The 19,361-nt window shown below is 70.6% G+C and carries 14 protein-coding genes and 1 tRNA gene; 6 read left to right on the forward strand and 9 right to left on the reverse strand.

What is annotated here, in order from left to right; genetic code table 11:
- Positions 1-15: 15 nt before the first annotated feature.
- The 6 genes from glgB to ACLF3G_RS01600 all read left to right on the forward strand — a co-directional run bounded on the left by glgB (position 16) and on the right by ACLF3G_RS01600 (position 12,397).
- Positions 16-2,253, forward strand: a complete 2,238-nt coding sequence (gene glgB, locus ACLF3G_RS01575) for a 1,4-alpha-glucan branching protein GlgB (protein WP_430667558.1) — start codon at positions 16-18, stop codon at positions 2,251-2,253.
- Positions 2,237-3,508: a glucose-1-phosphate adenylyltransferase gene (gene glgC / locus ACLF3G_RS01580; RefSeq protein ID WP_430667559.1), complete on the forward strand. Its 1,272-nt coding sequence runs from the start codon at positions 2,237-2,239 to the stop codon at positions 3,506-3,508. Before glgB ends, glgC begins: the two co-directional genes overlap by 17 nt.
- Entirely contained in the window at positions 3,505-4,959 is a 1,455-nt protein-coding gene (glgA, locus tag ACLF3G_RS01585; protein ID WP_430667560.1) for a glycogen synthase GlgA, read from the forward strand. Before glgC ends, glgA begins: the two co-directional genes overlap by 4 nt.
- The gene (glgX, locus tag ACLF3G_RS01590; protein ID WP_430667561.1) at positions 4,949-9,028 is read left to right on the forward strand and encodes a glycogen debranching protein GlgX; all 4,080 of its coding nucleotides are present in this window, start codon (positions 4,949-4,951) and stop codon (positions 9,026-9,028) included. The genes glgA and glgX overlap by 11 nt, the downstream gene beginning before the upstream one ends.
- Positions 9,029-9,099: 71 nt before the next feature.
- On the forward strand, positions 9,100-10,200 hold the full coding sequence (locus ACLF3G_RS01595; protein ID WP_430667562.1) for an alpha-hydroxy acid oxidase: 1,101 nt from the start codon (positions 9,100-9,102) through the stop codon (positions 10,198-10,200).
- A gap of 109 nt (positions 10,201-10,309) precedes the next feature.
- A complete protein-coding gene (locus ACLF3G_RS01600) occupies positions 10,310-12,397 on the forward strand; it encodes a hypothetical protein (protein WP_430667563.1) in 2,088 nt (695 codons plus the stop codon).
- 56 nt (positions 12,398-12,453) lie between these two features.
- Here the strand turns inward: ACLF3G_RS01600 and ACLF3G_RS01605 are convergent.
- The 9 genes from ACLF3G_RS01605 to ffh all read right to left on the reverse strand — a co-directional run bounded on the left by ACLF3G_RS01605 (position 12,454) and on the right by ffh (position 19,272).
- Positions 12,454-12,530 (reverse strand) — tRNA-Arg (locus ACLF3G_RS01605).
- Between the two features lie 59 nt (positions 12,531-12,589).
- The gene (gene leuB, locus ACLF3G_RS01610; RefSeq protein WP_430667564.1) at positions 12,590-13,702 is read right to left on the reverse strand and encodes a 3-isopropylmalate dehydrogenase; all 1,113 of its coding nucleotides are present in this window, start codon (positions 13,700-13,702) and stop codon (positions 12,590-12,592) included.
- Positions 13,703-13,712: 10 nt separating this feature from the next.
- Positions 13,713-14,330, reverse strand: a complete 618-nt coding sequence (gene leuD, locus ACLF3G_RS01615) for a 3-isopropylmalate dehydratase small subunit (RefSeq protein ID WP_430667565.1) — start codon at positions 14,328-14,330, stop codon at positions 13,713-13,715.
- A 1-nt stretch (position 14,331) separates the two neighbouring features.
- On the reverse strand, positions 14,332-15,756 hold the full coding sequence (leuC, locus tag ACLF3G_RS01620) for a 3-isopropylmalate dehydratase large subunit (protein ID WP_430667566.1): 1,425 nt from the start codon (positions 15,754-15,756) through the stop codon (positions 14,332-14,334).
- 77 nt (positions 15,757-15,833) lie between these two features.
- Complete coding sequence (rplS, locus tag ACLF3G_RS01625; RefSeq protein ID WP_430667567.1) at positions 15,834-16,220, reverse strand: 50S ribosomal protein L19; 387 nt, start codon at positions 16,218-16,220, stop codon at positions 15,834-15,836.
- Positions 16,221-16,246: 26 nt separating this feature from the next.
- A complete protein-coding gene (gene trmD, locus ACLF3G_RS01630) occupies positions 16,247-16,990 on the reverse strand; it encodes a tRNA (guanosine(37)-N1)-methyltransferase TrmD (RefSeq protein WP_430667568.1) in 744 nt (247 codons plus the stop codon).
- A complete protein-coding gene (gene rimM / locus ACLF3G_RS01635) occupies positions 16,987-17,502 on the reverse strand; it encodes a ribosome maturation factor RimM (RefSeq protein ID WP_430668125.1) in 516 nt (171 codons plus the stop codon). The genes trmD and rimM overlap by 4 nt, the downstream gene beginning before the upstream one ends.
- A 26-nt stretch (positions 17,503-17,528) precedes the next feature.
- On the reverse strand, positions 17,529-17,864 hold the full coding sequence (rpsP, locus tag ACLF3G_RS01640; RefSeq protein ID WP_430667569.1) for a 30S ribosomal protein S16: 336 nt from the start codon (positions 17,862-17,864) through the stop codon (positions 17,529-17,531).
- Between the two features lie 22 nt (positions 17,865-17,886).
- Entirely contained in the window at positions 17,887-19,272 is a 1,386-nt protein-coding gene (gene ffh, locus ACLF3G_RS01645) for a signal recognition particle protein (RefSeq protein WP_430667570.1), read from the reverse strand.
- Positions 19,273-19,361: the final 89 nt, after the last annotated feature.

A 19,361-nucleotide genomic window follows, 5' to 3' on the forward strand; every position in this document is an offset into this window, starting at 1 on the left:
AACGGTCAAGCGTTGATGCCTGACAGCTGGCGCATGCCGCAGGGCGAGATCGAAGCCCTGCGGAACGCCCGCCACGGCGACCCCTTCGCTTGGCTCGGGCCGCACCTGGTGGAACAAGGCCTGGTGGTGCGGGCCCTGGTGCCGGATGCCACGCGGCTGTTCGTGCTGCCGGCGGATGGCGGTGCCGCCGTGGCCCTCGAGCACCGCGATCCCTGTGGGCTGTTCGAGGGCCTGCTGCCCGGCCACACCCTGCCCTTCGCCTACAGACTGCGCGCCGAACATTCCGAGGGATGCTGGCCGGTCGAGGACCCCTACCGGTTTGGCCCCACCCTCGGCCCGCTCGACGACCATCTGCTGGTCGAGGGCACGCATCGCCACCTGCATGAACGCCTCGGCGCGCACCTGGTCACGCATGAAGGAACGCCGGGCACCCGCTTCGCGGTCTGGGCGCCAAATGCCCGCCGCGTGTCCGTCGTCGGCGATTTCAACGCCTGGGACGGCCGCCGCCACCCCATGCGGAAGCGGCACGACAGCGGGCTGTGGGAGATCTTCCTCCCCGGCCTCGAGGCCGGCGCCGCGTACAAGTTCGAGGTCCTGGGCGCCGATGGGCAAGTTCTGCCGCTGAAAGCCGACCCCTTCGGCCGCGCCGCACAGCTTCGGCCGGAGAATGCCTCCCTGGTCCAGCCGGCGCCGCCCTTCGCCTGGACGGACCAGGCCTTCATCGCCAGCCGTGCCACGCGCAACTCGGCGCGCGCGCCGGTCTCGGTGTACGAGGTTCACGCCGCCTCCTGGCGCCGTCATCCCGATGGCCGCTTCTACGACTGGGACGACCTTGTCGTCGCGCTGGTCCCCTACGTCGCCTGGCTCGGCTTCACCCACATCGAGCTGATGCCGGTGATGGAACACCCGCTGGATGAAAGCTGGGGCTACCAGCCCATCGGCCTGCATGCGCCCACCGCCCGGCTCGGCGATGCGGATGGGCTGAAGCGATTCGTCGCGGCCTGCCACGCCCAGGGCGTCGGCGTGATCCTGGACTGGGTGCCGGCGCATTTCCCCCAGGACGCGCATGGGCTGGCGCGCTTCGATGGTGGAACCCTGTACGAGCACCCCGACCCGAAGCGCGGCTTCCACCGCGGCTGGGGCACCGCCACCTATGATTTCGGCCGGCGGGAGGTGGCGGGATACCTCGCCTCCAACGCACTGTATTGGGTGCGGGACTTTCACGCAGATGGGCTGCGCGTCGATGCCGTGTCCTCCATGGTCTATCTCGACCACGGCCGCGGCGCGGGCGACTGGGCGCCCAACGCCCAGGGCGGCACCGAACATGCGGAGGCCATCGGCTTCCTGCGCCAGGTCAACGCCCTGCTGGCCGAGGAGGCTCCCGGCGTTGCCGTCTTCGCCGAGGAATCGACCAGCTTTCCCGGCATCACCCACCCCATCGCGGAGGGCGGGCTAGGCTTCCAGTTCAAGTGGAACATGGGCTGGATGAACGACACGCTGCGCTACGTGGCGATGGACCCTCTGCACCGGCGCTGGCACCACAACCTGGTCACCTTCGGCCTGATGTACGCCTTCTCCGAACGCTTCGTGCTGCCGCTGAGCCATGACGAGGTGGTGCACGGCAAGGGCTCTCTGCTCGGCCGCATGCCGGGCGACGACTGGCAGCGATTCGCCACGCTCCGCGCCTACTACGCGATGATGTGGGGCCATCCCGGCAAGAAGCTGCTGTTCATGGGCGGCGAGTTCGCCCAGTGGCGCGAATGGTCGGAGGCGCGGGAGCTGGATTGGTGGCTGTTGCAATTCCCACCGCACCACGGCGTGCAGGGCCTGGTCCGTGAGCTCAACCACCTCCACCGCACCCTGCCCGCCCTGCATGCCGGGGACGCCGACCCGTCTGGTTTCCGCTGGATCGATGCCGACAATGCGGAAATGTCGGTGTTCAGCTGGCTGCGCCTGGACCCCGCCGGCGGCCCGCCCGTCGCCGTGCTGTGCAACATGACCCCGGTGCCGCGCACCACGCTCCGCTTCGGCTTGCCCCGATCCGGCGTTTGGCGCGAGGTGTTGAACACCGATGCCACTGGTTTCGGCGGCTCGGGCATGGGCAATCTGGGTCGGGTAGCGGCGGAGGACTTGCCCGCGCATGGCCTGCCGGCTTCCGCCGTGGTGGTCTTGCCGCCCCTCGCCACCATCTATCTGATGGCGGACGAGATCGAGAACGAAACGAGGGGCGAGACGCATGCCACAGAGCCGTAGCCAGGCCTCCGCGCCGTTGGCCCGCACCGCCATGGCCTTCGTGCTGGCGGGCGGGCGGGGCAGCCGGCTGATGGAACTGACCGACCGCCGCGCCAAGCCGGCGGTTTTTTTCGGCGGCAAGTCCCGCATCATCGATTTCGCGCTGTCCAACGCCATCAATTCCGGCATCCGGCGCATCGGCGTGGCAACGCAGTACAAGGCGCACAGCCTGATCCGGCACCTGCAACGCGGCTGGAACTTCCTGCGGCCGGAGCGCAACGAGACCTTCGACATCCTGCCCGCCAGCCAGCGCGGCGATGGCGCCAACTGGTACCTCGGCACGGCGGACGCCGTGTACCAGAACATCGACATCATCGAGGACATGGCGCCGCGCCACATGGTCATCCTGGCCGGCGACCATGTGTACAAGCAGGATTACGAGCACATGCTGCAGCAGCATGTGGACAGCGGCGCGGACGTGACGGTGGGCTGCATCGCCGTGCCGCGGCTGGAAGCCCGTGCCTTCGGCGTCATGCATGTGAACACCGAAAGCCAGATCGTGCAGTTCCTGGAAAAGCCCGCCGACCCGCCCGGCATTCCGGGGCGGGAGGATCTGGCGCTGGCCTCCATGGGCATCTACGTCTTCGAGACGAAGTTCCTGTTCGACCAGTTGCGCCGCGACGCCGCCGAGCCGGGCAGCCAGCGCGACTTCGGCCACGACATCATCCCCTACCTGGTGAAGCACGGTAAGGCCGTGGCGCATCGCTTCGAGCGCAGCTGCGTCCGCTCCGGCGCGGAGGCCAAGCCCTACTGGCGCGACGCCGGCACCATCGACGCCTATTGGGAAGCGAACATCGACTTGACGGACGTGGTGCCGGAGCTCGACCTGTTCGATCGCGATTGGCCGATCTGGACCTATGCCGAGATCGTGCCGCCGGCGAAGTTCGTCCACGACGAGGACGGGCGGCGCGGCGAGGCGATCTCGTCCCTGATTTCCGGCGGCTGCATCGTCTCCGGCGCCAGCGCACGCCGGTCGCTGCTCTGCACCGGCGTCCACCTTCATTCCTTCGCGCGCATCGAGGGGGCGGTGATCCTGCCCTATGTCGATGTCGGCCGCGGGGCCCGGCTGACCAATGTGGTCATCGACCGCGGCGTGCGCATCCCGGAGGGCCTGGTCATCGGCGAGGACCCGGAGGAGGACGCACGCCGCTTCCGCCGCACCGAGAAGGGCATCTGCCTGGTGACGCAGGCGATGCTCGACAAGCTCGGGGAATGACCCTCCGCATCCTCTCCGTCGCCTCCGAATGCGTGCCCTTGGTCAAGACCGGCGGGCTGGCCGATGTGGTCGGCGCGCTGCCGGCGGCGCTGGCGGCGCAGGACTGCAAGGTCACCACGCTGCTGCCCGGCTACCCTGCCGTGATGGCGGCGCTCGGCGGCGGTCGGGCGCTGCGGCGGATCGACGACCTGTTCGGCGGCCCGGCCCGGCTGCAGCGCGGGGAGGTTGCGGGGCTCGACCTGATCGCGATCGACGCGCCGCACCTGTTCGACCGGCCGGGCAACCCGTACCTCTCCCCCGCCGGCACCGAATGGCCGGACAACGGCCTGCGCTTCGCGGCGCTCGGCGCCATGGCGGCACTGGTCGCGACCGGGGGGCTGCGCAACCTGGCCTTCGAGCTGGTGCATGCGCATGACTGGCAGGCGGGCCTCGCCGCCGCCTACCTGCGCTTCGCGCCAGGCGCCCGGCGAATCCCCAGCATCTTCACGGTGCACAACCTGGCCTTCCAGGGGCAGTTCCCGCTGTCCCTGTTCCCACGCCTCGGCCTGCCGCCGCAGGCGCTGTCGGTCGAGGGGCTGGAGTATTTCGGCACGCTCGGCTTCCTCAAGGCCGGACTCTGGTACGCGGATCACCTGACCACCGTATCGCCCACCTACGCCGCGGAAATCCGCACGCCGGAGATGGGCATGGGCCTTGATGGTCTGCTGCGGGGCCGGGCGGAGGCCGTTTCCGGCATCCTGAACGGCATCGACACCGCCAGCTGGGACCCTGCCGGCGACGCGCTGCTGCCGGCCGCCTTCAGCGCAAGCGATCTCGGCCCCCGCGCCGCCAACAAGGCCGCCCTGCAACGCCGGTTGGGGCTGGAGGAAGATCCGGACGCGCTGCTGTTCGGCTTTGTCGGCCGGCTGACCTGGCAGAAGGGTGTCGACCTCATCCTCGGGGCACTGCCAACCCTGCTCGGCCAGGGCGCGCAACTCGGGGTGCTGGGTGCCGGGGAGCCGGGGCTGGAACAGGGGCTGCGCGGCGCGGCTAACGCGAACCCCGGCCGGGTCGGCTGCGAGATCGGCTATGACGAGGCGCTGGCCCGCCAGATCTACGCCGGCGCCGACGTGGTGCTGGTGCCGAGCCGGTTCGAGCCCTGCGGCCTCGCGCAGCTCTGCGCGCTCCGCTACGGCGCGCTGCCGCTGGTGGCGCATGTCGGCGGCCTGTCCGACAGCGTCATCGACGCCAACGAGATGGCGCTGGCCGAGGGCCAGGGCACCGGCCTCCACTTCTCCCCGGTGACGCGGGAGATGCTGGAGGCGGCAATCCTGCGCACTGGCGGATTGTGGCGCAACCAGGACGTGTTTCGGCGGTTGCAGTCCAACGCGCTGCGCACCGATGTCTCCTGGACCCGGTCGGCGGCACGCTACGCCGCCTTGTACCGGGAGACCGTCACGCATGCCGTCTGAACCATCGCCGGGCTGGCCCGAGCCGCTCGGGGCCAACCTCGACGAGACGGGTGCCAACTTCGCCTACCCCGCCCCCGGCGCCACCGCCGTGTCCATCTGTCTGTTCGACGCGCATGGCCGCGAGACCGCCCGCATCCGCCTGCCCGGCCGCACCGGGGATGTGCATCACGGCCATGTCGCCGGGTTGGCGGAGGGCGCCCGCTACGGGCTGCGCGTCGACGGGCCGTGGAAGCCGTCCCGCGGCCACCGCTTCAACGCCCACAAGCTGCTGGTCGACCCCTGGGCGCGCGCGCTGGACCGCGCCTTTGCCCTGCATCCCGCGCAGTTCGACACCGGCGAGGCGCCGGACGAGACGGACAGCGCGCCCTTCCTGCCCAAGGCGATCCTCACCGCCCCGCTGCCGCCCACCCCCGGGCGTGCGCCGCGCGGCCCGCAGGTGATCTACGAGTTGCATGTGAAGGGCTTCTCCGCCCTGAACCCGGATGTGCCGCCGGACCAGCGCGGCACCTTCGCCGGGCTGGGTCATCCATCTTCGGTCGAATACCTGCGCGCGCTTGGCGTCACCACGGTCGAACTCCTGCCCACGGCGGCCTGGATCGAGGAGCGCCACCTGCCGCCGCTCGGCCTCACCAACTACTGGGGCTACAACCCGGTGGCGATGCTGGCGCCGGATCCTCGGCTGGCACCTGGCGGCATGGCGGAAATCCGCGCCGCGGTGGAGGCGCTGCATGCCGCCGGAATCGCGGTGATCCAGGACGTGGTGTTCAACCACACCGGCGAGTGCGACGAACTCGGTCCAACCCTGTCGCTCAAGGGCCTCGCCAACGCCGCCTTCCACCGACTGCTGCCGGAGGATGGCCGCCGCTACGCCAACGACGCCGGCTGCGGCAACACTCTGGCGCTGGACCGGCCCTGGCCGCTGCGCCTGGTGATGGACGCCTTCCGGCACTGGGCGGAACAGTCGGGGCTGGACGGCTTCCGGCTCGACCTCGCGACCACGCTGGCGCGGCGCGACACCGGATTCGACGCCGACGCGCCGCTGATCCAGGCGATGCGGCAGGACCCGGTGCTGCGCCGCCTGCTCATCGTCGCGGAGCCCTGGGACATCGGCATGGGCGGCTATCAGCTTGGCCGCTTCCCGCCGGGCTGGGGTGAATGGAACGACCGCTTCCGTGACGATTCGCGCCGCTTCTGGCGTGGCGATTCCGGGCGTATCGGCGCAATGGCCACGCGCCTTGCCGGCTCCGCCGACACCTTCGTCCATCGCCCGCTGTCCGACAGCGTGAACTACGTCACCGCGCATGACGGCTTCACGCTGGCCGACCTGGTCAGCCACGCCCACAAGCGCAACCACGCCAATGGCGAGCACAACCGCGACGGCACCGACGACAACATCTCCTGGAACAACGGCGTCGAAGGGCCGACCGACGACGCCGAAATCCAGGCGCGCCGCCAGTCCGACATCCGCGCCCTGCTCGCCACCCTGCTGCTGTCGCGCGGCACGCCGATGCTCTCGATGGGCGACGAAGCGGGGCGCAGCCAGGGCGGCAACAACAACGCCTATGCGCAGGACAATGCGCTGAGCTTCCTCGACTGGTCGCGCCTCGATCTCGGGCTGCGCGACTTCACCCGCAAGCTGGTGAAGGCGCGCCTGGCCCACCCGGCCTTGCACGACACCGCGCCGCTGACCGGCGTGCCGCAGCCCGATGGCCTGCCGGATGTTTCCTGGCTGCGCCCCGACGCCACGCCGATGGACCACGCCGCCTGGCATGATCCGGAGCGCCGCGCCGTGGCGGTCCTGCTGCACACCGACGGCGACCGCTGCCTGCTCGCCCTGAACGCCGGGGAGGCGACGCCCTTCGTCCTGCCTCCGCCACGCCCCGGCCAGGGCTGGGAACTGCTCGCCGACAGCAGCGCCCCCACCGCCACCGCGCTGCCCACCACCCTGCCCGCCCGCGCCGTGCTGTTGCTGGCGGAGGCGCCGCTGCCGAGCGGTGCGGCGGATGACGGCGCCCTGCTTGCCCGCCTCGCCCGTGCCGCGGGGATCGACACGCGCTGGTACCCGATCGGCGGCGCCGAGACGATCGTGCCCGCCACCACGCTGCGCGCCCTGCTCGGCGCGCTGGACCTGCCGGCGGAGAATGCCGGGGCGATCCGCGACAGCCTGTCGCGCCTGTCGGCCCCGCCCGGCCTGCCCGCCTCCCTCACCCATCGGGGCGACGCGCCGGTGGACCTGCCGCTGCCGCTGTCCGACCGCCCCGTGATGCTGCGCATCACCTGCGAGGACGGCCAGGAACACCGCGTCGAGGTGCCGCCGACCGCCGGCGCGACGCAGCGCCTGACCCTGCCCGATGGCCGTCCCGCCGCGCAGCGCCTGGTAGCGCTGCCGCCGCTGCCCATCGGCCGCCATAGCGTGTTCGAAGAGGCGGCGCCGGACCGGCGCTGCATCATCGCGGTGGCGCCCCTGCGCTGCTACCTGCCGCTGGAGGACGGCGAGCGCCGCTTCGGCCTCTCGGCCCAGATCTACGGCCTGCGCCACGCCCGAGACCAGGGTATCGGCGACTTCACCGCGGTGGCGGATTTCGCCCGCATGGCCGCCGCGGAAGGCGCCATGCTGGCCGGCCTCAGCCCGCCGCACGCGCTGTTCCCGACCGATCGCGAGCGCGCCAGCCCCTACCATCCCTGCGACCGCCGGTTCCTCGACCCGATCTACATCGACGTCACTGGCCTGCCCATGCTCGGCGACCTGCCGGCGGTCCGCGCAGCGCTGGCCCAAGCGGAGCCGCTGTTCCGCGACCTCTCGGCGCGCACGGCTGTCGACCACGCCGCGGTCTGGACCGCCAAGCAGGCCGTGCTGCGCGCCGCCTGGCAGGCGTTGCCCCCGGGCCAGCCCGACTTCGCGGCGTTCCGCCAGGAGGGCGGCCAGGCGCTGAAGCAGTTCTGCACCTGGGTCGCCATCGCCAACCAGGTCGGCCACGGCGACGCCCGCAACTGGCCGGCCGGCCTGCGCCACGGCGAGGATGCCGGCGTCGCCGCATTCCGCGCGCAGCACCCGCAGGAGATCGGCCTCGCCGCCTTCCAGCAATGGCTGGCCGACGCGCAGCTTGGCGTGGCCGGCCGTGCCGGGGCCGGGCTGTACCGCGACCTCGCCGTGGGCTCCGCGCCCGATGGCGCCGAAAGCTGGTCGCGCGACAGCCGCTTCCTGTCCGGCTTCTCGGTCGGTGCCCCGCCCGACCCCTTCGCCGCCGAGGGCCAGGTCTGGGGCCTGCCGCCGCCCGACCCGCGCGCCGGCGCCGCCAACGGTCATGCCGCCTTCGCCCGCCTGATCCGCGCCAACATGCGCCACGCCGCGGCGCTGCGCGTGGACCACGTGCTCGGCCTGCGCCGGCTGTTCCTGGTGCCGGAAGGTGCGAAGGGGTCGGAGGGGACCTACCTCGCCCAGCCCTTCTCCGACTTCCTGGGCCAGATGGCGATCGAGAGCCACCGCGCGAAATGCCTGGTGGTGGGCGAGGACCTCGGCACCGTGCCGGAGGGCATGGGCGAGGCGCTGCAAGCCGCCAACGTCCTGTCCTACCGCGTGCTGTGGTTCGAACGGCAGGGGCCGCAGTTCAAGCCGCCGGAGACCTGGCCCGCCCGCGCCGCCGCCTGCGTCTCCACCCACGACCTCGCCACGCTGGCAGGCTTCTGGATGGGCGCGGACCTGACGGAGCGCGCCGGGCTCGGCCTGCTCGCCGATCCGGATTCCGCCTGGGCCGAACGCGCCGCCGACCGCGCCGCGCTGCTGGAAGCGCTGGACAGCCAGGGCCTGCGCCCGCCCGGCGCCACAGCGGATAGCCCTATGGACGACGCCCTGGCTGCTGCGATCCATGGCTTCGTCGCCGCCTCCGCCTCCGCCATGCTGCTGGTGCAGACCGAGGACTTGGCCGGGGAGACCGTGGCGGTGAACCTGCCCGGCACGGATCGCGAACGCCCGAACTGGCGCCGCCGGCTGCCTGCCCCGCCGGACGCCCTGCGCGCCCTGCCCCGTGCCCAGGCCATCCTGGCGGAGTTGCGCCGGCTGCGCAGCTGAACCCACCCTACGGGGCTAGGCTCCGCCGCCAGTGCATTGCAAACTGTCGGCGAAGTCCAAGGGGTGGAAGCATGTCGACCGAAGCCGGTGAGAAGTTCCAGACGCTGCATGAGCTGGTGAAGGCCGCCAAGATCAGGCTCAACGCTAACATCTGGGACTACCTGGTCGGCGCCACCGAGACCGAGACCACCATGCAGCGCAACCGCGCCGCGCTGGATGCCTGGGCCTTCCGGCCGCGCGTGCTGCGCGATGTCAGCAAGGTGGACAGCAGCGGCGATTTCCTCGGCAAGCGACGCATCCGGCTTCCGGTGGCCCTCGCACCGGTCGGTTCGCTGGACAGCTTCGACCCGGGCGGTGCGGCGACCGCCGGGCGCGCGGCAGCGGAATTCGGCGTGCCGATCATCGTCAGCAGCGTCACGGAGCCGGGCCTGGAAGGCTCCGCCACCGCCAATCCGGACGGCGCCAAGGTCTTTCAACTCTATGTCCGCGGCGACGCGGACTTCATCGACGAGCACATCCGCCGCGCCATGGATGCCGGCTACGACGCCTTCGCCATCACGGTGGACACCGCGCACTACAGCCGGCGGGAGCGCGACATCGCCAAGCGCTTCGTCAAGCACTGGCGCGCCCGCAACACCGGCATGAACTACCAGGCCGCGTTCAACTGGTCCGACATCGCCCGCATCCGCGAAACGCATCCCGGCGTGACGCTGATCCTGAAGGGCATCGGCACTGGCGAGGATGCCGAAATCGCGGTCCAGCACGGCATCGAGGTGGTCTACGTTTCGAACCATGGCGGCCGCCAGCTCGACCACGGCCGCGGCTCGCTGGCCGTGCTGCCGGAGGTGGTGGAGGCCGTGGGCGGCCGCGCCCGGGTCTGGATGGATGGCGGCATCAGCCGTGGCTCGGACCTGGTGAAGGCGGTGGCCCTGGGGGCGGAAGTGGTCGGCCTCGGGCGGCTGTACTGCTACGGCCTGGCCGCCGGCGGCCAGGATGGCGTCCGGCGCGTGCTGCAATTGCTGGAGGACGAGGTGCAGACCTGCCTCGGCCTGCTCGGCGCCACCAGCTTCGCGGCGGTCGAGCGGTCCATGCTGCAACAGGTCGCTCCGGTGGTGGTGCCGCACGTCCATTCGGCCTTTCCGCTGCTGGCGGAGCCGGAGCGCGGCTACTGAACCGCCGTCTGCTCGCGCGGAACTGAACCGGCGGCGTGGTCGACCGGGCTGGCCGTGGTGCCTAGTCTCGCATGCGGCCCGCCATTCCGCCGCCTTTGCCCGAGGAACCGTGCGAGACCCCTATCACGTCATCCAGGACGCCGGCCGCGGCCTTCTGATCCTGGCCCTGGTCGCCATCACGCCGCCCGCGCTGGCCCAGCCACGCGGCCGCCCGGCACCCGCCCCACCGGCGGCCGAGCCGCTGCCCCTGCCACCCCCGGCCGCACCCTCCACCGCCGCGCCAGCCACCACGGACCCGGTGGAGCTGCCGCCCCCCAGCCCGCCGCTGCCCGGTGTGGCCCCCGTTCCACCGGTCGCGGCGCCTCCCATCGCCGCACCGCGCCCCGTGGCCGCGCCGCGCCAGCCACGGCTGCAACGGCGCATCGGCCTGCCGGAACTGGGCCTGCCCGCGGGCCTCGCCTTCGGGGCCCCGGCGCGGGACCTGATGTTCCCGCTGCCGCGCGGCATTGCCGGCCTCGGCGCCCGGCTGGTGTTGGAATTCGAGCTTTCGGCGCCCTTCCCCGGACGCCACGCCGTCCGGATCACCGCCAATGACCGCGTGCTGGAAAGCCGCGCCTTTCCCGATGCGTCGGACCGCCTGACGCTGGAGCTGGAGGTCCCGCCGGAGGATCTGGCGCGCATGGACGGCCTGCTGCACCTGCAGCTTCGCCTGGTCAGCGACCCTCCGGGCGAGTCGGCCACGGCCACCTTGCGCACCGGAAGCCACCTGGCGCTGCTGTTGCCGCCGGCGCCCGAACTCGGCGTCGCGGCCCTGTTCCGCCTGCTGCCGCGCCAGACCCAGGTGCTGCTGCGGCCCGGACCAGTCAGCCCGGCGGAAGCTGCGGCGGCCCTGCGCATCGGCCTCGCCCTGGCGCGCACCGGCCGGCAGGTCAGCATCGGCAGCAACCCCCCGGGACGGACCCTAGCCGGGGCCGATGGATCCCGCATCTGGGACACCGGCGCGGTGCTGGTCGGCCCCGGCGCGGAAGCCGCCTCCGTCCGGATCATGGATGGCCAGCCGGTCCTGGTCCTCGGCGGCGCCGAGCCGGATCGCGCCGCCGGGCTGCTGGACAGCGCCTGGCAGGACAGCGCGATCGGCAGCACCATCCAGGGCGGGCTGAGCGCGCCTGCCGATCCCGTCGCGACCGCACGACCGGCCACCCTGGCGCTTGCCTCCCTGCGCGGCAGCACCGCGCCGCAGGCCCAGGCGCGCGCCAACTGGACGCTGGAGTTCTCCACCCGCGACCTGCCCGCCGGAACCTGGCCGGAGGCGATCGAGGCCGAACTGCGCGCCGCGCCCGATCCTGCGGGCGGCCGCGCCGTGGCCAGCCTGCTGCTGAACCAGACCCTGCTCGGCACGGCAACCCTGTCCGCGGAGGGCCAGGGCCGGCTCGCCGTGCCGGTGCCGCAGGGGCTGGTGGCGCTGGAGAACCGGCTTGAGGTCGTCGTGCAGCGCAACGCCGCCACCGGCCCGGCACAGATGCTGCCCGGAAGCGTCCTGCGCCTGGGCGTGGCGCCGCCCGCGCGCGACTTCCTGGCGCTGCCCCCGGCCTTCGCGGCTGGCGTGCAGGTGCTGGTGGACGCGCCGGGCGGGGCACTGGTGGCGGAGCAGTTGAACCCGCTGCTGTGGGTGCTGCGCGGCCTGGTGCCGCCCGCCGCGCCGCTGACGGTCGTGCCCGTGGTGCCCGAAAGTGCGGCGCAGCCCAGCGGCCCCTTCATCGCCGCCACCCTGGATCCACCAGCCGGCACCGCCCCGGTGCTGCGCTTCGATGCCGGCCGTGTGGTGCTGTCCAGCGGCTCCGGTCGTCCCTTGCTCGATCTTTCGGGACTTGAGCGGGTGATGGCGGTGCAGTTGCTGGACTCGGAGGGTCATCCCGGCCTGTGGCTGCGCCGCATGGGCGCCCTTCCGCTGCTGCCGGCCAGCGCCCCGCTTCTGGACCGTGGCGACGTGGCATTGCTGGACGGCCAGGGCGTGGCGCTGGCCTGGAACAGTGCGCCTTCCCCGGTGGTCCGCGTGGCCTACCCCGACGCGGCCTCGGGCTTCAGCCTGCGCGCCTGGCGCCCCTGGATCGTCGGCGTGCTGTGGATCGCGGGTTTCGCGCTTGTGGTCTACGCCTTCGCCCGCCCACGGCGGACGGCGAAAGCCAAGACGACCTGAAACGCGAAAGGGCCGGACCCATGAAGGTCCAGCCCTTGCGACTGCATGAAAACCCGTGGCGGACCCGAAGGGACTCGAACCCCTAACCCCCAGATTCGTAGTCTGGTGCTCTATCCAATTGAGCTACGGGTCCGTACGGGAGCCGGTAGATAGCGGGGGACTTTCAGACGCGCAACCCCGCACCAACCAATTCTATGCAGAGAGTTTTTCAAGCTCCCGCAACACCGCTTCACCCATCACGGTGGTGCCGACACGCGCCATTCCGGGCGCCATGATGTCGGCCGTGCGCAGGCCACCGGCCAGCACCTTTTCCACCGATTGCTCGATCAGCGCCGCATCCTCGTCCATACCGAAGGACAGCCGCAGCAGCATCGCGAAGGACAGGATCTGCGCGCAGGGGTTGGCGACTCCGCGCCCGGCGATGTCCGGAGCCGAGCCGTGGATTGGCTCGTACAACGCGTGCCGCCGTCCGTCCTGCTGCACCGCGCCGATGGTGGCCGATGGCAGCATGCCGAGCGAGCCAGTGAGCGCCGCCGCAAGGTCCGACAGCACGTCGCCGAACAGGTTGCCGCCGAGCACGACGTCGAACTGCTTCGGCCGCGACGCCAGTTGCATCGCGCAGTTGTCCGCGTACATGTGCTCCAGCTCGACGTCCGGAAACTCCGCCTTACCGACCTCGCCGACCACGGCGCGCCACAGGCGGCCGGATTGCATGACGTTGGCCTTCTCGACGCTTGTCACCTTGCGGCGGCGCTTGCGCGCCAGGTCGAAGGCAACGCGCGCGACTCGGGCAATCTCGTCCTCGGAATAGATCTCGGTATCGATGCCGACGCGCTTGCCCTGATCGTTCAGGTGGATGCCGCGCGGCTCGCCGAAATAGATGCCGCCGGTGGTCTCGCGCACGATCATGATGTCGAGGCCGCGCACCAGGTCGGCGCGCAGCGAGGACGCATCGACCAGCGGGTCCAGGACCACGGCGGGGCGCAGGTTGGCGAAAAGCTGCAGGTCCTTGCGCAGCCGCAGGATGCCGAGTTCCGGCCGCTTGTCGAAGGGCAGGCTGTCCCACTTCGGGCCGCCGACGGAGCCGAACAGCACCGCATCCGCCTGCGTCGCCGCCGCCACCGTCTCATCCGGGCAGGGCGATCCGGTGGCGTCCAGCGCGGCGCCGCCGACCAGGCCTTCCGTCACCTCGAAGGTCACGCTGCGCTTGCGGTCCATCCAGTCGATGATGCGGCGCACCTCGCGCATCACCTCCGGGCCGATGCCGTCGCCCGGCAGGATCAGCAGCTTCTTGTTGGCGGGCATCGTGAAAGTCCTAAGGTTGCGCGTAGAGCCAGGGCTGCGCCGCGCGCTGCTTCGCCTCGAAGCCATCGATCGCCGGCGCGTGCTGCAGGGTCTGCCCGATATCGTCGAGGCCGTTCAGCAGCAGGTGGCGGCGGAAGGGATCGACCTGGAAGGGAATTTCCTCGCCATTCGGCCGCACGACGACCTGACGTTCGAGATCGACCGTGAGGCGCGCATTGCCGCCCATGCGGGCGTCTTCCATCAACTGCTCGCATACCGCGCGCGGCAGGGCCACGGGAAGCACGCCGTTCTTGAAGCTGTTGGAGTGGAAGATGTCGGCGAAGTCGGGGGCGATGACGCAGCGGATGCCGAAGTCCAGCAGCGCCCAGGGCGCGTGTTCGCGGGAGGAGCCGCAGCCGAAATTGTCGAAGGCGATCAGGATCTCCGCGTGGCGGTAGGGCTCCTGGTTGAGGACGAAGTCCGGGTTCTCCGACCCGTCCTCCCGGTACCGCATGTTGGCGAACAGCGACTTGCCGAGGCCGGTGCGCGCGATGGTCTTCAGGAACCGCGCCGGGATGATCTTGTCCGTGTCGATGTTCGCCGCAGGCATCGGCGCCGCGACGCCGGTCAGCGTGGTGAAGGGCTGCATCTCACACGGCTTCCTTCGGCTGATGGTTCCGCACATCGACAAGGTGGCCGTGGATCGCCGCCGCCGCCGCCATGGCCGGGGAGACCAGGTGCGTGCGACCTCCAGGCCCCTGCCGGCCCTCGAAGTTGCGGTTGCTGGTGCTGGCGCTGCGCTGGCCCGGCGTCAGCTTGTCCGGGTTCATGCCGAGGCACATCGAGCAACCCGCCTCGCGCCACTCGAAGCCCGCTTCCTTCAGAATGAGGTCGAGCCCCTCATCCTCCGCCTGCTTCTTCACCAGCCCGCTGCCGGGCACGACCAGCGCGCGCACATGTTCCGCAACCTTGTGGCCACGCGCGATGGCAGCCGCGGCGCGGATATCCTCGATGCGGGAGTTGGTGCAGGAGCCGATGAAGGCGACGTCGATCTTCAGCCCGTCCAGCTTCTGGCCCGGCTGCAGGTCCATGTAGTGCAGCATGCGCTGCATCTGCGCCCGGCGATCCTCATCCTCGACGGAGGCCGGGTCCGGCACCACGCCCGTGATCGGCAGCACCGCTTCCGGATTGGTGCCCCAGGTAACCTGCGGCGCGATCCCGGCGGCGTCGAGCACCACTTCCTTGTCGAAGTGCGCACCCTCGTCCGAAGGCAGCGTCTTCCACCAGGCAACCGCCTTGTCGTAATCCGCGCCCTTCGGTGCGAAGGGCCGGCCCTTGACGTAGTCGAAGGTGGTCTGGTCCGGCGCCACCATGCCGGCGCGCGCACCGGCTTCGATCGTCATGTTGCACAACGTCATGCGCCCGGCCATGTCGAGCGCGCGAATTGCCTCGCCGGCGTACTCGATCACATGGCCGGTGCCGCCGCCCGTGCCGATCTTGCCGATGATCGCCAGCACGATGTCCTTCGCCGTGCAGCCCACCGGCAGCACGCCATCCACGGTCACGCGCATGTTCTTCGCAGGCTTCTGCAGCAGCGTCTGCGTCGCCATCACATGCTCGACCTCGGAGGTGCCGATGCCGAAGGCGAGCGCGCCCATCGCGCCATGCGTCGAGGTGTGGCTGTCGCCGCAGACCAGAGTCATGCCCGGCAGCGACAGGCCGAGTTCCGGCCCGATGACGTGCACGATGCCCTGGCGGATATCGGTCAGTGGGATGTAGGGCACGCCGAATTCGACGACGTTGCGCTCCAGCGTCTCGACCTGCGTGCGGCTTTCCGGATCCTCGATCCGGCCGTAGCGCGACGCATCGGTGGCGATGTTGTGGTCCACCACAGCAATCGTCGCGTCCGGGCGGCGAAGCTTGCGCCCGGCGAGGCGAAGGCCCTCGAAGGCCTGCGGGCTGGTGACTTCGTGGGTCAGGTGCTTGTCGATGTAGAGAACCGCGGTGCCATCCGGCAGCGTGTCCACCACATGGGCATCCCAGATCTTGTCGAACAGCGTGCGCGGCTTGGCCATCGCTTCCCCCAATCTCAACACATCCGCCGCCTCCTCACCCAACCCTCTCCCCCGCAGCCGGGGGAGAGGGCTTGAGGTCAGGCGGTGGCGGGCACTTCGCGCTTGTCGCGGGCGCGTTCCACGATGCGCGCCGCCTTGCCGGTCCGGCCGCGCAGGTAATACAGCTTCGCGCGCCGAACCTTGCCGCGGCGGACCACGACGATCTCGGCCACGTTCGGCGAGTACAGCGGGAAAATACGCTCCACGCCCTCACCGTAGGACAGCTTGCGAACGGTGAAGTTGCTGTTCAGGCCGCGGTTGCTGCGCGCGATGCAGACGCCCTCATAGGCCTGCACGCGAGTGCGCTCGCCTTCAACGACCTTCACCATGACGCGGAGCGTGTCGCCCGCATCGAAGGCCGGAGTCGGGCGCTTCTCGGAGAGGCGCGCCTGCTGCGCGGCCTCGAACTGCTGGAGCAGATTCATCTTATGGTCCTTCCAATCAAATGCATCTAGGCGGCGGCCGGAGGGCCGTCCAGCCGCGCTGGCGTGGCCAGCTCGTTTCGAAGATGTTTGTCCCAGAGGTCGGGCCGCCGCATACGCGTCGCCGCCTCCGCCTCCGCGCGCCGCCAGCGCGCAACTTCCGCATGGTGCCCGGACAGCAGCACATCCGGCACGCGCCGCGCCTGCCATTCCGCAGGCCGCGTATAGTGCGGATATTCCAGCAGCCCCTCGGCGCCGTGGCTTTCCTCGGCCCCGCTCGCCACGCCGCCCATCACGCCCGGCAGCAGCCGGACGCAGGCATCGAGCAGCAGCAGCGCTGCGGGCTCGCCGCCCGACAGCACGAAATCCCCGGCGGAGACCTCCAGCATGCCGCGCGCCTCGATCACTCGCTGGTCGACGCCTTCGTAGCGGCCGCACAGCAGCACCACGCCAGGTCCCGCCGACAGCTCCCGCACCAGTGCCTGGTCCAGCAGTCGCCCGCGGGGCGTCAGGTACACCAGCGGCGCGCCGGGGTTGCGCTCCTGCGCCGCGGCGCAGGCGGCATCCAGCACATCCGGCCGCATCACCATGCCCGCACCACCGCCAAACGGCGTATCGTCCACCGTCCGGTGCCGGTCCGTGGCGAAGCCGCGGATGTCCATGGCCTCCACCGCCCAGCGCTGGTCGCGCAGCGCCTTGCCTGCGAGGGACAAGCCGAGTGGCCCCGGGAACATCTCGGGGAACAGCGTCAGGACGGTCGCCTGCCAGGTCATGCCGCTTCTTCCCCAGGCTGGGGCGGCACGATGATCTCGGCCGGAGGTGCGACGACGACGCGCCCGCCGGCAATGTCGACCACCGGCACGACCGCCCTGGTGAAGGGCAGAAGAAGCTCACCGGATGGACCATCGACCACCAGGAACGGCCCGGCGCCATGATCCTCGACCGCACGCACCGTGCCAAGTTGCGCCCCATCCTCCCCGAAGGCCGGAAGGCCCTCGAGGTCGCACAGGAAGAACTCCTCCGGGTCCGCTGGCGGCGGCAGCCGGTCGCGCTCGGCGAACAGCTTGGTGCCGGTCAGCTTCGCCGCCTGGTCGCGGTCCGTCACGCCGTCGATCCGGGCGATGCCGTCCGGCAGCACCGTAACGACGAAGCGACTCACGCCGGCCTCATCCGTCAGCGGGCCGTAGCTGGCCATGGCCATCGGGTCCGCGGTGAAGGCGCGCAGGCGCACGAGGCCGCGCACGCCATGCGGCCGCCCGATCTCGCCCACGATCACCCGCTTCACCCGCGCCACCCGTCAGCCTCCCTGGCTCAGCCCGCCGCGTTCGCGGCCGCGCGTTCCTGCGCCTTCTTCTTCGGCGCGGACTGCTTCGGCTGCTCCGGGAACACCGGCATCGGCGCCAGCCCGGCATGGCCGAGGAACTTCGCCACGCGGTCCGTCGGCAGCGCGCCGACCGACTTCCAGTAGACGATGCGCTCGGCGAACAGCCGCACGCGGTCGGCGTGGTCCGACGGCAGCATCGGGTTGTAGCTGCCCAGCTTCTCGATGAAGCGGCCGTCGCGCGGGCTGCGGCTGTCCGCCACCACGATGTGGTAGTACGGACGCTTCTTGGCGCCGGCGCGGGCGAGGCGGATCTTGAGGCCCATGAGGGTTACCTTCTCCTGATCTTCAAAAGGGTCGTTTGTTGCCAAGGCCCGGCATGAGGGAGGCGAGACCGCCGCGCATCATCCCCTTCTGGCCCATCTTGTTCATCCGCTTCATCATGTCCGACATGTCGTCGAACTGCTTCAGCAGTCGATTCACTTCCTGCACCGTGGTGCCGGATCCCGTGGCGATGCGCTTCTTCCGCGATGCCTTAATGAGCTCCGGCTTGCGCCGTTCCTTCATCGTCATCGAGGAAATGATCGCCGCCTGGCGCTTCAGCATGGACTGGTCGAGATTGGCGTTCTCGATCTGCGCCTTCATCTTGCCGATGCCCGGCAGCATGCCGAGGATGCCGGACAGCGAGCCCATCTTGCCGATCTGCTTGATCTGCTGCGCGTAGTCCTCGAGGTCGAACGACCCCTTCTGCATCTTCTTCGCAAGCTTCTCGGCTTCCGCCTGGTCGATCGTCTCCGCCGCCCGCTCGACGAGGGAGACGATGTCGCCCATGCCAAGGATGCGGTTGGCGATGCGATCGGGGTGGAAATCCTCCAGCGCATCCAGCTTCTCGCCGGCACCGAGGAGCTTGATCGGCGCGCCCGTTACCGCCCGCATGGACAGCGCCGCGCCACCGCGCGCATCGCCATCGACGCGCGTCATGACGATGCCGGTGACGCCGACCTGTTCATTGAATGCCCGCGCCGTCTGCACCGCGTCCTGGCCGGTCATCGCATCGACCACCAGCAGCGTCTCGTGCGGCTTGGCAAACGCCTTCACCGCGGCGACCTCGGCCATCAATTCCGCGTCGATGGAAAGCCGGCCGGCGGTGTCGAGGATCACCACGTCGTACAGTTCGCGCCGCGCGACATCCATGGCGCGCGCCGCGATCTCCAGCGGCTTCTGGCCGGCGACGATCGGCAGGCACGTCACCTCGGCGCGGTCCGCCAATTGCTGCAACTGCAACTGCGCCGCCGGGCGGTGCACGTCGAGCGAGGCGAGCAGCACTTTCTTGCGCTCGCGGGTGCGCAGCCGCAGCGCGATCTTGCCAGAGGTCGTGGTCTTGCCCGAGCCCTGCAGACCCACCATCAGGATCGGCAGCGGCGACGGCGCGTTGAGGTCGATGCCTCGCTTGCCGTCATCGCCCTCGCCACCGCCCAGCGCTTCCACGAGCGCGTCGTTGACGATCTTGATGACCTGCTGCGCCGGGGAAACGCTGCGGATGACCTCCTGCCCCACGGCGCGGTCGCGCACGCGGTTCACCAGGTCCTTCACCACGGGCAGCGCGACATCGGCCTCCAGCAGCGCGATGCGGACTTCCCGCAGCGCCTCCTGGACATCGGCATCGGACAGCGCGCCACGGCGGCGCAGCTTGTCGAACACCCCTGTCAGCCTGTTGCCCAGCGCCTCGAACATCGTGGCGGATGCACCCCTTTAAGCCGTTGCGGCGCCCCCAAACGAAATCGCGCCGCTGCGCGAGTCTTCGCGGAGCGGCGGAGCCGACC

The sequence above is a fragment of the Falsiroseomonas sp. HC035 genome, assembly GCF_050563525.1.
Taxonomy (GTDB): Bacteria; Pseudomonadota; Alphaproteobacteria; order Acetobacterales; family Acetobacteraceae; genus Falsiroseomonas.

Bases quoted from the DNA above. Each gene is read 5' to 3' on its own strand.
- glgB (WP_430667558.1), top strand. From the start codon at position 16: ATGCCTGACAGCTGGCGCATGCCGCAGGGCGAGATCGAAGCCCTGCGG.
- glgC (WP_430667559.1), top strand. From the start codon at position 2,237: ATGCCACAGAGCCGTAGCCAGGCCTCCGCGCCGTTGGCCCGCACCGCC.
- glgA (WP_430667560.1), top strand. From the start codon at position 3,505: ATGACCCTCCGCATCCTCTCCGTCGCCTCCGAATGCGTGCCCTTGGTC.
- glgX (WP_430667561.1), top strand. From the start codon at position 4,949: ATGCCGTCTGAACCATCGCCGGGCTGGCCCGAGCCGCTCGGGGCCAAC.
- ACLF3G_RS01595 (WP_430667562.1), top strand. From the start codon at position 9,100: ATGTCGACCGAAGCCGGTGAGAAGTTCCAGACGCTGCATGAGCTGGTG.
- leuB (WP_430667564.1), bottom strand. From the start codon at position 13,702: ATGCCCGCCAACAAGAAGCTGCTGATCCTGCCGGGCGACGGCATCGGC.
- leuD (WP_430667565.1), bottom strand. From the start codon at position 14,330: ATGCAGCCCTTCACCACGCTGACCGGCGTCGCGGCGCCGATGCCTGCG.
- leuC (WP_430667566.1), bottom strand. From the start codon at position 15,756: ATGGCCAAGCCGCGCACGCTGTTCGACAAGATCTGGGATGCCCATGTG.
- rplS (WP_430667567.1), bottom strand. From the start codon at position 16,220: ATGAATCTGCTCCAGCAGTTCGAGGCCGCGCAGCAGGCGCGCCTCTCC.
- trmD (WP_430667568.1), bottom strand. From the start codon at position 16,990: ATGACCTGGCAGGCGACCGTCCTGACGCTGTTCCCCGAGATGTTCCCG.
- rpsP (WP_430667569.1), bottom strand. From the start codon at position 17,864: ATGGGCCTCAAGATCCGCCTCGCCCGCGCCGGCGCCAAGAAGCGTCCG.
- ffh (WP_430667570.1), bottom strand. From the start codon at position 19,272: ATGTTCGAGGCGCTGGGCAACAGGCTGACAGGGGTGTTCGACAAGCTG.